Source organism: Streptomyces sp. NPDC002181, from assembly GCF_042890485.1.
In the GTDB taxonomy this organism is placed as follows: Bacteria; Actinomycetota; Actinomycetes; order Streptomycetales; family Streptomycetaceae; genus Streptomyces.
This window is the reverse complement of sequence record NZ_JBIASC010000004.1, coordinates 88765-103660: the sequence shown is the minus strand read 5'-3', so window position 1 is coordinate 103660 and position 14896 is coordinate 88765. Positions and strand designations below refer to the sequence as shown.

Below are 14896 nucleotides of genomic sequence, written 5' to 3'. Positions count from 1 at the left end.
TAAGCAGACGGGCCCTCCCGTACCGAGGTGTGGTACGGGAGGGCCCGGATGCTGGACAGGACCGGTCAGGCGACGGGCTCAGAGGCCCTGTCGGCCTTGTTGAAGGCGGCTCCGGCCGGGTTGCGCTTCTTGAGCACGAGGTACGAGACGCCCAGGATCAGGCCCCACAGCGGCGCGCAGTACAGCGAGACGCGGGAGTCCTTGTCGATGCCCATCATCACGATGACCATGCCGATGAACAGCAGGGCGAACCAGCTGGTCCACGGGGCGCCGGGGGCCCGGAAGGGGGACTGCGGCAGCTCGCCGCGGTCGGCCTTGGCGCGGTAGCGGATCTGGCAGACCAGGATCATGATCCAGGCCCACATGCCGGAGATGGTGGCGAAGGAGACGACGTAGTCGAAGGCCTTGCCCGGGGCGACGTAGTTGATCCAGACGCCCACCAGCATCAGCGCGGCGGAGAAGGTGGTGCCCACGAGCGGGGTGCCGCTCTTGGTGAGCTTGGTGAAGAACTTCGGGCCCTGGCCGTTCTGCGCGAGGTCGCGCAGCATGCGGCCGGTGGAGTACATGCCCGAGTTGCAGGAGGACAGGGCGGCGGTCAGCACCACGAAGTTGACGATGGCGGCGCCGACGCCGAGGCCCATCTTCTCGAAGGCCAGCACGAACGGGCTCTCGCCCGCCTTGAAGTTGGACCACGGGATGACCGACATGATCATGATGAGGGCGCCGACGTAGAAGACGGCGATGCGCCACGGCACGGTGTTGATGGCCTTGGGCAGGGTCTTCTCGGGGTCCTTGGACTCGCCGGCGGTGACGCCGACCAGCTCGACCGCCAGGAAGGCGAACATGACGATCTGGAGCGTCATCAGCGTCTCGCCGATGCCGTTCGGGAAGAAGCCGCGGTCGCTCCAGAGGTTGGAGACGGAGGCGGTGGCGGCGGCGTCGGAGAAGCCGACGGTGAGGATGCCGGCGCAGATCAGGATCATGCCGACGATGGCGGTGACCTTGACCATGGAGAACCAGAACTCCAGCTCGCCGAAGAGCTTCACGGAGATCAGGTTGGCGGCGTAGAGGATGACCGTGAAGATCAGCGCGTAGGCCCACTGCGGGAAGCTGTCGTGGGTCCAGTACGACATGTACTTGGCCGCCGCCGTCACCTCGGTGATGCCGGTGACCACCCAGAAGAGCCAGTACGTCCAGCCCGTCGCGTACCCCCAGAAGGGGCCGAGGAACTCCCGGGCGTAGTCCGAGAAGGAACCCGAGACCGGGCGGTACATCAGCAGCTCGCCGAGGGCGCGCATGATGAAGAAGATGACCAGGCCCGCGATGGCGTAGGCCAGGATCAGGCTGGGGCCGGCCTTCGAGATCGCCTTGCCGGCGCCCAGGAAGAGGCCGGTGCCGATGGCTCCGCCGATCGCGATCATCTGGATCTGGCGGGCTCCGAGTGCGCGGTGGTAACCCTCGCCGCCCTCGGCCGCGCCGCCCTCGCCGGGCGTCTTGTCGTGCTGCTCGACCTGCACAGAGGTCATGTCTTGGTGCGCCTTTCTCCACGCCGACCCGCGCCTTCGAAGGCAGCGGATCGGGTCCTCGATCCCCCCGGATACGGATGGAGTTGCACCCGGCGGTCAGCCGGTTCACACGGGCCGGGGACATGGGTGGCGCCCCGCGGCGGTCGTGAAGATTTATCACGGGCTTATGGGTGGCCGGGGCGTGGAAAAGTGATCTGCGGCACAAGAAATTCGGGACATGGGTCCTGAAACGCATCAGATCACCGCATCGCGGTGATCTGATCGTTATCCGGATTTGAGCGTCCGCTGAGCGAACGGCGTGTCCGCCGACGGCGCTCTCGGAGCGTTCCGGCTCAGAGCGTTTCGATGAGCGTCTCCTGGAGGCCGCCGAGCCACAGGTACGCCATCACCATCGGCTTGCGCGGATCGTCGTCGGGCAGCCGGAAGAGCATCGCGCTCTCGTCGTCCTCGGTGATGTCGAGGCGCGCGGCGATCGTCAGGCGCAGGTCGTTGAGCGCGCCCAGCCAACGCAGCGGGAGCTCCCCGGTGAGCTCCAGCACCGCCGCGTCGTCCCCGCCGGGCGTGAGCCCGTCCAGGCTCCGTACGACGGCCAGCGCGTCCTCCCGCTTGCGGCCGCGCAGGTCGCTCTCGGTGAACCGGCGGAACTCCGCCGACCGGGCGGCCAGCTCGGCCGGGTCCACCTTCCCGTCCTCGGGGCCGGGGCCGCCGTACGCGTCGGGGAAGAGCCGCATCAGCGCGGGGTCGGACGGCCGCTCGACGGGCTTCTGGCTGCTCTCGGCGAACAGCGCGGCCAGCGGGTCGGCGCCCTCGTCGGGCTCGGGCGCGCCCGGTCCGATGAGCTCCAGCAGCTGGACGGCCAGCGAGCGCAGGATGGAGACCTCGACCTCGTCCAGCGCGATGGCGGCGCCGCCGCCCTTCAGGGCTTCGAACATTCCGGCGGAGCGCCCCATCAGATGCGGTCCTGGGAGAGGGTCGCCCACAGGCCGTAGCCGTGCATGGCCTGCACGTCGCGCTCCATTTCCTCACGGGTGCCGCTGGAGACGATCGCCCGCCCCTTGTGGTGGACGTCGAGCATCAGCTTGTGCGCCTTGTCCTTCGAGTAGCCGAAGTACGCCTGGAACACGTACGTCACGTAGCTCATGAGGTTGACCGGGTCGTTGTGCACCAGGGTCACCCAGGGGACGTCGGGTTCGGGGACCGCGAAGGTCCGTTCGGCCGACTCGGTGCGTTCGATCTCAATGGGAGCAACACTCACTTGTCCCATGCTGCCACTGTGACCGGCCCGTCGCACAAACGGGTCCCGAGATCTCGTCACTTTGACGAAATGTGCGCTAGCATCCGGGACATGAACCCTGCGGACCTGGGCCTGCCGGTGGACGTGCCGTCGACAGCGCTCTTCACGGATCATTACGAGCTCACGATGCTGCAGGCCGCCCTGGCGAACGGCACCGCCGACCGCCGGTCGGTCTTCGAGGTATTCACCCGGCGGCTGCCCGAGGGGCGCCGCTACGGCGTGGTGGCGGGCACCGGCCGCGTCCTGGACGCGGTGGAGAACTTCCGCTTCGACACCGCCGTGCTGGAGTTCCTGCGCGAGCGGGCCGTCGTCGACATGCGGACGCTGGACTGGCTGTCCTCGTACCGCTTCTCGGGCGACATCTGGGGCTACCCGGAGGGCGAGGTCTACTTCCCCGGGTCGCCGCTCCTGCGCGTCGAGGGCAGCTTCGCCGAGTGCGTGCTGCTGGAGACCGTGATCCTGTCGATCCTCAACCACGACTCGGCGATCGCGGCCGCCGCCTCCCGCATGGCCTCGGCGGCCGGCGGGCGGCCCCTGATCGAGATGGGCGCGCGGCGCACGCACGAGCTGGCCGCGGTGGCCGCCTCGCGGGCCGCGTACGTCGGCGGCTTCACCTCCACCTCGGACCTGGCGGCCGGCTTCCGGTACGGGATCCCGACGGTCGGGACCTCGGCGCACGCGTTCACGCTGGTGCACGACACCGAGCGGGACGCCTTCCAGGCCCAGGTGGCCTCGCTGGGCAGCGGGACCACCCTGCTGGTGGACACGTACGACGTCGCGGAGGCCGTGCGGACGGCCGTCGAGGTCGCCGGCACGGGGCTGGGAGCGGTCCGGATCGACTCCGGCGACCTGCTGCTGGTCGCGCACCGGGTGCGCCAGCAGCTCGACGAGCTGGGGGCGACGGCGACGAAGATCGTGGTCACCTCGGATCTGGACGAGTACGCGATCGCCTCGCTGGCGGCGGCCCCGGTGGACGCGTACGGCGTCGGCACGCAGCTGGTGACGGGCAGCGGGCACCCGACGTGCTCGATGGTCTACAAGCTGGTCGCGCGGGCCGCCTCGGCGGACCCGAAGGCCCCGCTGGCAGCGGTGGCGAAGAAGTCGACGGGCGGCAAGACCTCGATCGGCGGCCGCAAGTGGGCGGCTCGGCGCAGGGATGCCGAGGGGGTCGCGGAGGCCGAGGTGGTCGGCACCGGCGCCGTCCCGGCGGCGCTCGCGGACGAGCAGCTCCTCGTCCAGCTGGTCAAGGCGGGAGAGGTGGTGGCGCGGGAGTCCCTGGAGGCCGCCCGCGACCGGCACCGCGCGGCCCTCGCGAGCCTGCCGCTCTCCGCGACGCAGCTCTCGCGCGGCGAGGCCGTGATCCCGACCGAGTACGCGTAGCCCCCGCGCGGGCACCCCGGGGGCGGGACACCGGGGCCGGGGGTGCCGCCCCCGGTTTCGGGAAGGGGCGGGGTGGGGCAAGAGCCCGCGCAGCGGCAAACACGACAACCGAAGGACACGCGACATGCACCGCGCACTGATCGTCGTCGACGTACAGAACGACTTCTGCGAAGGCGGCAGCCTCGCGGTCACCGGCGGGGCCGACGTCGCCGCCGCGATCACCGAGCTGATCGGCCAGGCCACGGCCGGCTACCGGCACGTGGTCGCCACCCGCGACCACCACGTCGACCCCGGGTCGCACTTCGCCCACCCCCCGGCCGAGCCGGACTACGAGAGCTCCTGGCCGGTGCACTGCGTCGCCGGGACCGAGGGGGTCGGGTTCCACCCGAACTTCGCCCCGGCCGTCGCCTCGGGCGCCGTGGCCGCCGTCTTCGACAAGGGCGCGTACGAGGCCGCGTACAGCGGCTTCGAGGGCGCCGACGAGAACGGCGTCCGGCTCGCGCGGTGGCTGCGCGACCGCGAGGTCACCGAGGTCGACGTCGTGGGCATCGCCACCGACCACTGCGTACGGGCCACCGCCCTCGACGCCGCCCGCGAGGGCTTCGCCACCCGCGTGCTGCTGGACCTGACGGCCGCCGTGGCCCCTCACACGACCTCCCGGGCGGTGGAGGAGCTCCGCTCGGCCGGCGTGAAGCTGATCGGCGAGAGCCCCCGCCAGGCGCCCTGAGAGGCCCCCGGACGCCGCCTAGCGGCCCAGCAGGGCGCGGATCGGGTGCCAGAGCTCCTGCGCCCGGTCCGGGGCGCCGCGCCACAGCAGCCCGTCCGGGTGGTGCAGGACGGCCGTGACCTCGTCGGGGGTCGGCGGCTGGGCGTTGCCGCGCAGGTACACGGCTCGCATGCCGAGGTTCCGCAGCCTGGTCAGGGCGCGGGCCCGGTTCGCGGCGTGCACCAGGACGCGGACGTTCCCGCCCTCGCCGCAGGGCCGCGGCAGCGTGAGCGCGACCACCACGCTGCCGCCTGGCAATCTGACGAAACCTCCACCGGGCATGATCTTCAGCTCCCCCGTCAATAAGAAAAACTCGCACCCGCATCTAAACGCGATCGGCCGCCGCCCGCTAGGGGGCGACGGCCGATCATGCTTTGACCTGCGGGTTTGCCGAATTACTTGGCGGCGGGCCCGACCTCGATCGTCATCTGGAGACCGTCGTAGGTCTCCTTCGCGATCTTGATCTTGGTGTTGGTGTCAGCGACCTTCACCGAACCGGTCGGGTTCTCGTCGTAGTAGTACTTGCCCTTGTGGTCGTCGAAGACCATGTTCGCGGGCTTCGGCTTCAGGAACAGCGACTCACCGTTCTTGTGCAGGGTGAACGCGTCCGTCGAGTACGCGCTGAAGGTCGCGTCGTACGGCTGGATCTTGTTGCGCAGCAGGGTGCCGTCCGACCACTTCATCGGCTTGGCGTTGGCGTCGATCGGGAGGATCAGACCCGAGCCCGGGTGCTGGCTGGTGTTGTTGTCCTTCTGGGACTTGTCCCAGAGCCAGATCAGCAGGCCGTCCTGGTACGGGTAGTGCTCGACCCAGCCCGGCTTGGTGTTGGCCCAGCCGAAGTTGTACGGGCCCACCTTGAGGGTGGAGTCGTACGAGACGTAGCGGCGGTTCTCCGCGATGTAGTACTGCGGGTACTCCTTGGTGAAACCGGAGCCCTGGCGGGAGAAGCCCTTGGCGGTCCAGCCGTTGTCGCCGTTCTCGGCGCCGTCGGTGAACAGGGTCTGGCCGTCCGCGGTGATCGCGAGGGCGTCGGCGGTGAAGCCCTTGCCGCCCGCGCCGCCGTCCGTCTGGTAGCGGAAGCGGAGGTCGATCTTCTTGCCGGCGTAGGCGTCGAGCGGGAACTTCAGGTCCTGCCAGCCGCCGGAGACGTCGGTCAGGCCCGCGTTGCCCGCGGCGTCGGCCGGGATGGCCTTGCCGTTGGCCGTGCCGTTCAGGACGGTCCAGGTGGCGCCGCCGTCGGTGGACACCTCGGTGTAGAGGTAGTCGTAGTCCTTCTCGATGTCCCACCAGCCCTTGAGGCCCAGTGCGGCGGAGGACTTGCCGGTCAGGTCGACCGTGCGGGTGAGGGTGTTCTTGAGGTCGTCACCCATGTTGCTCCACCACTGCGAGGAGCCCTCGGCGGGAGCGACGATGTCGGTCTTGACCTGCTTCTTGGGCAGCTCGACGACCAGCGCCTGCTTGTCCTTGGTGTTGTACTCCGACACACCCAGCTTGTGGGTGGACTTCGTCGCGGCCTTGGCCTGGTCGTAGTTCAGCCAGCCCAGCTGCAGCTTGTCCCAGGCGGTCATGTCGCCCGGCATGTCGCCTATGGAGTCCTTGCCCTCGCCGAGCCAGGAGCCGGCGGACATCAGGGACCAGAAACCGACCGAGTTCTCGCCGCCACCGGAGGTGTCGTAGAGGTCCGGCAGACCGAGGTCGTGGCCGTACTCGTGCGCGAAGACGCCGAGGCCGCCGTTCTCCGGCTGCATCGTGTAGTCGCCGACCCAGATGCCGGTGTTGCCGATCTGGGTGCCGCCGGCCTTGTTGTTCGCCGGGCCGGTCTTGCCCGCGTCGGTGCCGTAGGCGTACCAGCGGTGCGCCCACAGGGCGTTGGTGCCCTGCACGCCGCCGCCGGCCGACTCGTCCTCGCCCGCGTGGACGATCTGGAAGTGGTCGATGTAGCCGTCGGGCTCGTTGAAGTTGCCGTCGCCGTCGAAGTCGTTGCGGTCCCACTGGTCGTACTGCGCCAGCGTGGCCTTGATCTCGGCGTCGGACTTGCCGGCCTTCTTCTGGCCATCGACCCAGGCGTTGACACCGTCGCGGACGGTGTCCCACACGTTGGCGCAGTTGGTCTGGCCGCAGTAGTTGGAGCCGTAACGGGCCTCGTTGTTCGGGATCTTGACCCAGTCGGCGACCTGGCCGTCGACCGAGTAGCGACCCGAGGAGGTCTTCTCGTAGTACGTCTTCAGCGAGTCCTTGCCCTTGCCGGTACCGAAGTACAGGTCCTGGAAGTAGTCGCGGCTGAAGTCCTTGCGCCAGGCGGTGCTGTTGTTGTCCTTGCGGTCCGGCTGCGCGATGGTGTTGTGCAGCGGACCGGGGGTGCCGCCGTACTTCGGGACCGCCGGCTTGGGGCCGTCGGGACCGTCCGGGTCGAACATGGTCGTGTTGTCGACCTGGTCACCGAACTCGACGAGGATCGTGAAGATCTTGTCGGTCTTCTCGCGGCCGAGCTCGACGTACTTCTTGTCGTCGAGCTTGACGACCTTGGAAGCGCCCCGCTGCTCCACGGCCTTCTTGCCGGACAGGACCTGGTCCAGGGCGGCTTCGCGGGCCTGCGCCTGCTGGTCGCTGAACGGGCCCTTCAGGTTGTGCTGGACCGCCTCCTTCGAGGCGGCGGTCGGGTCCTGCCGGTTCGAGGCGGGCGCGGTCGACGGCGCCTCGGAAGCCTGGGCAGTGACGAGGAAGGCGCCGGAAGCCGCGGTGGCGGCCAGGGTCACACCGACGGCTGCGGCGCGCAGCGCTCGTCTGCGAGCGGAATTGCTGGTCACTTGATGTCGTTCCCCTCCCGCGGCCGCGACACAGGTCGGAACATCTCCGTTGGAGTGGGGGGTTCCGCGCGGCGCGCGTCTCAAGTGACGACATTTGACCGGAGAGTCGAGGGAAAAGACAGACCTTGACTTGTTCCTTACAACTGCACTATGCGGTCAGGCAGTTCCGGTATACGGACGTTCCTCTGCCATATGGGACGAAGGCCGCGTCCCGGCCCCCGGCGTGCGACGCGGAATGATCCCGTACGCCCCCCGTGCGCCGGGCACCGTGGGTTAGGTCACGCTTACTGGCGGTTCCGCTCGGGAATCCACCGACGTAGAGTCCCTTGACGCGCGACCTAGTTGAGCAGACTCCCCCTCCCCGCCTTGAGGACGGATACCGCCATGCCGCGTCCGACTGCCGCCCAGTTGTTCTACGGGTCCGCCACCGTCGTCGTGTCGACCATCGCCATGCTGCTGCTCTCGCAGACGAGCACGGGGCGCGGGATCGCCGTCATCGCCACCGCCGCACTGGCCCTCGGACTGCTCGTCGCGCTCACCGCGGCCAGCCCCCGCCGGCGCGGCCGGCACGCGGCTCCGGCCGGGACGGCCCGGGCCACCGCCCGTACCCCCCTGGTTTCCGCCGGTGTTACCGAAATCACGCCCGCCGGCGCCCCCGCGAGCACGTCCGCAACCGCGCCCGGACCGGTCCCCGCGGACGCGGCGGCGGCCGCCCGGGTGCCTGAGCCCCGGACGGCCGCCGTCGAACAGCCTGTCCACCACTGAGCCGTACGCCGCCGCGCCGCGGCGGGATCCGGCCCCGTCCCGCGCCGGTGCGCCGCGCCTCTACGCGGTGACCACCACGGTCTTGCCCACCTTGTCGTGCAGGCCCTGCTTGTACGGCTTGTCCACGAGGATCGACACGATCAGCACGATCTGCCACAGGCAGGGGCAGCAGATGAGCGCGGGCAGCCAGAGCATCGCGGCCCGGCCGAGCGCCGCGCCCGACTGCGGGACGCTGCCGTCGTTGAGCATCGCGACGCGCAGCCCGAGCGCCCTCTTCCCGAGGGTCCTGCCGTCCTTCTTGCCGAACCACCAGTCGTAGCCGACGAAGAACAGGATCGAGATCAGCGTCATCGCCAGGCCGCTGCCGCTGTACGACTTGGTGAAGACCTCGCTGACGTCCTCGCCCTTGTTCGTCTCGACCGTGTACCGGTTCGTGCCGAAGGCCAGCTGGATGAGGAACAGCGGGATGAGCACGATGATCACGTCGATGATGCGGGCGCCGAGCCGCTTGCCGAAGTCGGCCAGCGGGGGCATCCCGGCGAGCGGATCGGGCATGCCGTAGCCGCCGCTGCCGCCGTACGGGCCTCCGGGGGGCGGAGGCGGCGGCGGGGGCGGGTAGCCACCGCCTCCCGCGCCCGCACCGCCGTACGGACCGCCCGGCGGCGGGGGCGGCGGCTGGCCGCCCGGGGGCCGGTCGTACGGCGAACCGCCCGACGGAGGCGTCGGTTCCTGGGGCTTCTTGAGGAACGGGTCGTCCTCGGGCGGCTGGCCCGGCGGCGGCTGATCGGTACTCATGGCCCGAGTCGAACCCGGCTCCGCGAACCCCGCAACGGGACGGCGTCCGTTCGGGGGAAGGGCTCCCCCGGCGGACCGCGGGCCGGGCGTCAGCGGGCCACGTACGTCCTGGCCGCCCGGTCGTGCAAGGCCCGGCGGCGGCGCCCGTCCCCGAGGCACCAGAGGCTGCCGGGGAGTCCGAGGAGCGCGTACACCAGCCAGCGGCGCAGGGCCGCGCCGAACCTGGGCGGGCGGAGGGTGGCGGCGGACAGGACCCGGATCCCGAGGAGCTTCTTGCCGGGGGTGCGGCCCCAGCGGGCGGTGGGGAGCGCCTCGTAGAAGACCCCGAAGAGGAGTACGGCGGCCAGGACGAGGCCGAGGTACCCGGCGATGGTGGTGTCGAACAGCCACACCGTGGTGGTCCGGCCGCTGCCCTTGGCGGCGTCGACCTTGGCTTCGAGGTGGGCGGTGGCCGCGGGGAGGAGGGGCCGGGCGGTGCCCGCCGCGACCGCGGCGAACACCAGGGTGTCCAGCACGCGGGCCACGGCCCGGCGCACGAGCCCGGCGGGCCGGGTGGCCCGCTCGGCCATCCGCTCGAACACGGCCCGGTCGGTGACGCGCGGGACGCCCCGCGCGTCCGCCGGTGCGGGCCGGCCGGGTGCCGGTCCGCCGCCCTGGCCGCGGGCCGCTTCGGCGGGGGCGCCGGTCCGGCGGGGGCCCGGGGCGGACTCGGCCTCGGACGCGGACCGGCGGGCGGCCGGGGCCGGGGCCGGCGGGGTCTCCGGCACGAACGGGTGCGCCGGGGCCTTCGGCCACGCGGCGTGGTCGGCCGGGGCCTGCGGCTCGGCACGGGCCGACGGCTCCCATCCCGCCGGGATCTCCGGCTCGGGTGCCGGGTCGCGGCGGAGGGGGGTCTGCGGCCAGGAGGAGGTGAGGCCGGACGGGCCGGCGCCGGTGCCTGGGGCGGCGGGCCACTCGGGCTCGACGGGGGCCGGAGACGGGGCCGGGGCGGTGACCGGAGCCGGGGCGGTGGCGGCCGGGGAGCGGGCCGACAGGATGCCCACGCTCTCCGCGGAGCCGCGTACGGCGGCCTGCGCCGGGAACCGCTCCGCGGTCGCGGAGGGCGTGCGGGCGAAGGACACCCCCGGCCCGCGCTCCGCCCGCTCCGCCGCCTCCAGCGGCTCCGGGCGCGGCCCCCGTCCCGGCGAGCCCCCCGCCGGCGCCGACCGGGCGGACGCGTGCCCCGCGTCGGGCTCCGGCTGCGCCGGGCCGCCCCAGGAGACCCGGTGGTCGCGGGGCCCGCCGAAGCCGGACTGGTGCAGGGGATCGGCCTGCCACGAAGCCGCGGGCACTGCGGACGCGAGCGGTTGCGCCGGCGCCTGGCTCACGCCGGTCTCGTCCAGGAACACCGGTCCCGTCTCGTCGGACCGGGCGGCGGCAGCGGCGGCAGCGGGAGCGGCGGCGGGGCGGCTCGTACCCGGAACCCAGTTGAGGCCGTTCCAGTACCGGACGAACCCGGGGATGGACGGATCGGGGTAGTAGCCCTCGCGGGCCGCGTGCTCGCCGTCACCAGGGGAGGCCGTCAATGTCCCCAACTCCGATCGTGGCTTGAGGCTTGTGCAAGGGCAGGACCATAGCCAAGAACCGTGCCCCGACAGGTCCGGTAACGGGAGAATCCAAGCCTTTGAGCGAACGTCGCACCCTACGGCTGTTTTCGGACACCCGACAGGATCCGGCCAATCCCCGATCCGGTGCCCGAAGTCGCGTCATACCCGGGCACATCGGCGCTCTCTCCGGGTGTGGGGCGCGAACCCGGCCCCGCGCAACGAACCGGAGACCCCGAAGTGAGGCCGCCATGCACCACCCCGTCGTCGAGCGCGAGCTGGAACTCAAGCTGGTCCTGTCCCCCGAGCGCAGCGTCGCCGTCCCGGCCCGGCTGGTCTACCTGACGGACGACCCGTACGCCGTGCACATCACCTTCCACACCGGCTCCAGCACCCCGGTCAACTGGACCTTCGCCCGCGAGCTGCTGGTCGAGGGGGTGTTCCGCCCCTGCGGCCACGGAGACGTCCGGATCTGGCCCACCAAGGTCGACAACAAGGCCGTCCTCTGCATGGCGCTGACCTCACCCGACGGAGACGCCCTGCTGGAGGCCCCGGCCACCGCGGTGTCGGCGTGGCTGGAGCGCACGCTGCGCGCGGTCCCGCCCGGCACCGAAGCCGAGCGGCTGGGGCTGGACGCCGCGCTGGCGGAGCTCCTCGCGCCGACCCCGGCCGACGACCTGTGGATGCGGGATCCGTGGCCGTCGGACGAGTCGGCGGACGGGGACCTGTGACCATGCGGATCCGTCACCTCCGACTCGTCCACCCCGCACGGCAGCGGTCCATACCCGGCGTACGGTCAGAAGAGCTTGCCGGGGTTGAGCAGGCCGAGCGGGTCGAAGGCCTGCTTGACCGCCCGCTGCATCTCCATCCCCACCGGCCCCAGTTCGCGCGCGAGCCACTCCTTCTTCAGGACCCCGACCCCGTGCTCGCCGGTGATGGTCCCGCCGAGGGCCAGCCCGAGCGCCATGATCTCGTCGAAGGACTCGCGGGCCCGCCGCGTCTCGTCCTCGTCGGCCGGGTCGAAGCAGACCACGGGGTGCGTGTTGCCGTCGCCGGCGTGCGCGCAGACCCCGATGAGCAGGTCGTACGCGCGGGCGATGGCGGCCGTCCCGTCCAGCATCTCGGCGAGCCGCGAGCGCGGCACGCAGACGTCGTCGATCATCGTCGCCGGGCGCAGGGCGTCCAGGGCGGTCAGCGACATCCGGCGGGCCTGGAGGAGCAGTTCGGATTCGGCCTCGTCCTCGGCGGGGACGACGGCGGCGGCTCCGGCGGCCCGGCACAGCTCCCCGACGGCGGCGAGTTCTTCGGGTGCGTGCGGGGTGTCGAAGGCGGCCAGCAGCAGGGCCTCGGTGGTCTCGGGCAGGCCCATCTTGCCGAGCGCGTTGACTGCGCGGACGGTCGTACGGTCCATCAGCTCCAGGAGCGAGGGCGTGAGTCCGGCCTCCATGACGGCGCAGACGGCCGCGCAGGCGGCCTCGGCCGAGGGGAACTCGGCGGCGAGTGCGAGCTGCCGGGGCGGTGCGGGGCGCAGGGCGAGCACGGCCCGGACGACGACGCCGAGGCTGCCCTCGGAGCCGACGAAGAGCCGGGTGAGGTCGTATCCGGCGACTCCCTTGGCGGTACGGCGGCCCGTGCGCAGCAGCCGTCCGTCGGCGAGGACCACGTCGAGGCCGAGCACGTACTCGGCGGTGACCCCGTACTTGACGCAGCACAGGCCGCCGGACGCGGTGCCGATGTTGCCGCCGATCGTGCACTGTTCCCAGCTGGAGGGGTCGGGCGGGTAGAACAGGCCCCGGTCGGCGACGGCCCGTGAGAGCACCGCGTTCACGACGCCCGGTTCGACGACGGCGGTCCGGTCGACGGTGTTGATCTCCAGGATCCGGTCCATCTTGACCAGGGAGAGCAGGATGCAGCCGTCGGAGGCGTTGGCGGCGCCCGACAGGCCGGTGCGGGCGCCCTGCGGGACGACGGGGACCCGCAGGGCGGTGGCGGTGCGCAGCACGTGCTGCACCTGTTCGACGGTGCGGGGCAGGGCCACGGCCGCCGGGGTGCCGGCGGCGCAGAAGGCGGCCATGTCGGTGGCGTAGGAGGCGGTCACTTCGGGGTCGGTGAGGAGGGCCTCGGCCGGGAGCCCCTCCAGGAGGCTCGCGTACAGGCGCGGGGAGAGATCGTCTTCCCCGGCGCCGTGCTTGACATCCATGACATCCATGAGCCCAGCGTGGCACCGGGGGCCATCGGTGTGAACACGGCCGCGACGGGCTTCGGACACCTCGGCGAACTCTTCATATTGACGCACAGTGACCCCATGGACCGTGCCACCCGTACCGCGCGTATCTCCCGTATCGCCCGTACTGCTCGTGCCGCGCGTGCCGCTCGCGCCGCCCGCATCGAGGAGGAAGCGCAGCAGCCCGCGCCACCCGTGACCTTCACCGGGCGCAAGACGCTCGTGGCGGCCGGGGTCGCGGTGGTGCTGATCGCCGGGGCCCTGCTGATCCGGCCGGCCCGCCCGGGCGACGACGCCCGCCCTCCGGGGCCCACCGAACGGGCCGCGTCGGCCGTCGGCATGGGCGCGCCGGCGGCGGCGGTGGATCTGACGGCTCTGATGGCGGACCGGGAGAAGTGGGTCGCCGGCCACGCGAAGGACGACGCGTCCTGGGCGGTGCTCGGGGCGGCATACCTGGAGCAGGCGCGCCGGACGACGGAGCCGGCCTGGTACCCGAAGGCCGAGAGGGCGCTCAAGCGGTCGCTGGAGATCCGCCCTGCCGAGAAGGGCAACTTCGACGCGATGACGGGCATGGGCACGCTGGCCAATGCCCGGGGCGACTTCGGGACCGGCAAGAAGTGGGGCGAGCTCGTCCGGGCGCAGGCATCGAACCGGTGGACGGCGTACCCGGTGCTGGTGGACGCGTACACGGGCCTGGGCGACTACAAGGCCGCCGAGCGGTCGATGGAACGGCTGCTGGACCTGCGGCCGGGGCTGGCGGCGTTCATCCGCGCCTCGCAGGTGTACCGGGACCGCGGCTGGCGCGAGGACGCGACGATGGCGATGGAGCACGCCGGGGGCGCGGCGAAGGCTCCGGCGGAGAAGGCGTACGTGCTGTTCCGGCTCGGGGAGCTGTCCTGGGAGCGGGGCGACGCGGCGGAGGCGCTGCGCCAGTACGAGGGTGCGCTGCGCGCCGATCCGGCGCAGGCCCAGGCGCTGGGCGGCCGGGCCAGGGCGCTGGCGGGGCTGGGCCGGGGCGGGGAGGCGGTCCGGGACTACCGGATGGCACTGGGCCGGGCCCAGGTGCCGAGGCTGGCGCTGGAGCTGGGCGAGCTGCTGGACGCGCTGGGGCGGCGGGACGAGGCGAAGGTCCCGTACGACATGCTGCGGGCGGCCGCCGCGCGGGGCGCCGCGGACGGGGTGAACGAGGCGGTGGTGCTCGGCCTGTTCGAGGCGGACCACGGGGACCCGGCGGCGGCCGTGCGGCGGCTGACGCAGGAGTGGGCGCGGCACAAGAGCATGGAGGTCGCGGACGCGCTGGCGTGGGCGCTGCACAGGACGGGCGACGACACGGCCGCGCTGGAGTACGCGAAGAAGTCGACGGACCGCGGGATGCGGAGCGCGGAGTTCGCGTTCCACCGGGCGATGATCGAGCGCGGCCTGGGCGACGAGGCCGGGGCCCGGCGCTACTTCCAGGAGGCGATGCGGACGAACCCGCGGTTCTCGCCGGCCCGGGTCCCGCAGGCGAAGCAGGCACTGGCCTCGATCGGCCAGCCGCCGGCGGGCGGCCCGGAGAACATGCAGCCGTCGAAGCCGTGGGTGGCCCCGGAGCTCCCGAAGGCGGCCAAGCCGAAGCCGTCGTCGTCGCCGTCGTCCAAGCCCGGCGCGGCCGGCTCCTGACGGCGCCGCGGCCGGTACGGACGGCACGGACGGCACGCATGGCACGGACGGACAGGCCCCCGGACGCCGAAGGCGGCGCCGGGGGCTCTGGGGTCGC

General features: G+C 72.0%; 13 protein-coding genes. 5 read left to right on the top strand and 8 right to left on the bottom strand.

Annotated elements, in window-relative coordinates:
- Positions 1 to 65: 65 nt before the first annotated feature.
- From ACFYXV_RS12855 to clpS, 3 genes are all read right to left on the bottom strand, one after another.
- On the bottom strand, positions 66 to 1526 hold the full coding sequence (locus ACFYXV_RS12855) for an amino acid permease (protein ID WP_385461995.1): 1461 nt from the start codon (positions 1524 to 1526) through the stop codon (positions 66 to 68).
- Between the two features lie 332 nt (positions 1527 to 1858).
- On the bottom strand, positions 1859 to 2476 hold the full coding sequence (locus ACFYXV_RS12850; protein WP_385461992.1) for a DUF2017 domain-containing protein: 618 nt from the start codon (positions 2474 to 2476) through the stop codon (positions 1859 to 1861).
- Entirely contained in the window at positions 2476 to 2790 is a 315-nt protein-coding gene (gene clpS, locus ACFYXV_RS12845; protein WP_385461989.1) for an ATP-dependent Clp protease adapter ClpS, read from the bottom strand. Before clpS ends, ACFYXV_RS12850 begins: the two co-directional genes overlap by 1 nt.
- Before the next feature lie 81 nt (positions 2791 to 2871).
- On the opposite strand from clpS, the gene ACFYXV_RS12840 reads away from it, so the two are divergent.
- Together ACFYXV_RS12840 and ACFYXV_RS12835 are read left to right on the top strand one after the other, a co-directional pair.
- Entirely contained in the window at positions 2872 to 4200 is a 1329-nt protein-coding gene (locus ACFYXV_RS12840) for a nicotinate phosphoribosyltransferase (RefSeq protein WP_385461986.1), read from the top strand.
- Positions 4201 to 4324: 124 nt separating this feature from the next.
- Positions 4325 to 4927: an isochorismatase family protein gene (locus tag ACFYXV_RS12835; RefSeq protein ID WP_383341953.1), complete on the top strand. Its 603-nt coding sequence runs from the start codon at positions 4325 to 4327 to the stop codon at positions 4925 to 4927.
- Between the two features lie 18 nt (positions 4928 to 4945).
- Here the strand turns inward: ACFYXV_RS12835 and ACFYXV_RS12830 are convergent, their stop codons facing one another.
- On the bottom strand, positions 4946 to 5248 hold the full coding sequence (locus tag ACFYXV_RS12830; RefSeq protein ID WP_048475574.1) for a hypothetical protein: 303 nt from the start codon (positions 5246 to 5248) through the stop codon (positions 4946 to 4948).
- Between the two features lie 113 nt (positions 5249 to 5361).
- Positions 5362 to 7773: an immune inhibitor A domain-containing protein gene (locus ACFYXV_RS12825; protein ID WP_385461982.1), complete on the bottom strand. Its 2412-nt coding sequence runs from the start codon at positions 7771 to 7773 to the stop codon at positions 5362 to 5364.
- A gap of 384 nt (positions 7774 to 8157) precedes the next feature.
- On the opposite strand from ACFYXV_RS12825, the gene ACFYXV_RS12820 reads away from it, so the two are divergent.
- Positions 8158 to 8538, top strand: a complete 381-nt coding sequence (locus ACFYXV_RS12820; RefSeq protein WP_389382876.1) for a hypothetical protein — start codon at positions 8158 to 8160, stop codon at positions 8536 to 8538.
- Positions 8539 to 8598: 60 nt separating this feature from the next.
- Here the strand turns inward: ACFYXV_RS12820 and ACFYXV_RS12815 are convergent, their stop codons facing one another.
- Together ACFYXV_RS12815 and ACFYXV_RS12810 are read right to left on the bottom strand one after the other, a co-directional pair.
- Positions 8599 to 9333, bottom strand: a complete 735-nt coding sequence (locus ACFYXV_RS12815; RefSeq protein WP_385461977.1) for an RDD family protein — start codon at positions 9331 to 9333, stop codon at positions 8599 to 8601.
- An 89-nt stretch (positions 9334 to 9422) separates the two neighbouring features.
- Complete coding sequence (locus tag ACFYXV_RS12810; protein ID WP_389382875.1) at positions 9423 to 10898, bottom strand: RDD family protein; 1476 nt, start codon at positions 10896 to 10898, stop codon at positions 9423 to 9425.
- A gap of 269 nt (positions 10899 to 11167) precedes the next feature.
- Between ACFYXV_RS12810 and ACFYXV_RS12805 the strand changes: the two genes are divergently transcribed.
- Positions 11168 to 11647: an SsgA family sporulation/cell division regulator gene (locus ACFYXV_RS12805; RefSeq protein WP_376017992.1), complete on the top strand. Its 480-nt coding sequence runs from the start codon at positions 11168 to 11170 to the stop codon at positions 11645 to 11647.
- 65 nt (positions 11648 to 11712) lie between these two features.
- Here the strand turns inward: ACFYXV_RS12805 and ACFYXV_RS12800 are convergent, their stop codons facing one another.
- Positions 11713 to 13116: an FAD-binding oxidoreductase gene (locus ACFYXV_RS12800; RefSeq protein ID WP_389383062.1), complete on the bottom strand. Its 1404-nt coding sequence runs from the start codon at positions 13114 to 13116 to the stop codon at positions 11713 to 11715.
- Between the two features lie 105 nt (positions 13117 to 13221).
- On the opposite strand from ACFYXV_RS12800, the gene ACFYXV_RS12795 reads away from it, so the two are divergent.
- Positions 13222 to 14799, top strand: a complete 1578-nt coding sequence (locus ACFYXV_RS12795; protein WP_389382874.1) for a tetratricopeptide repeat protein — start codon at positions 13222 to 13224, stop codon at positions 14797 to 14799.
- Positions 14800 to 14896 lie beyond the last annotated feature (97 nt).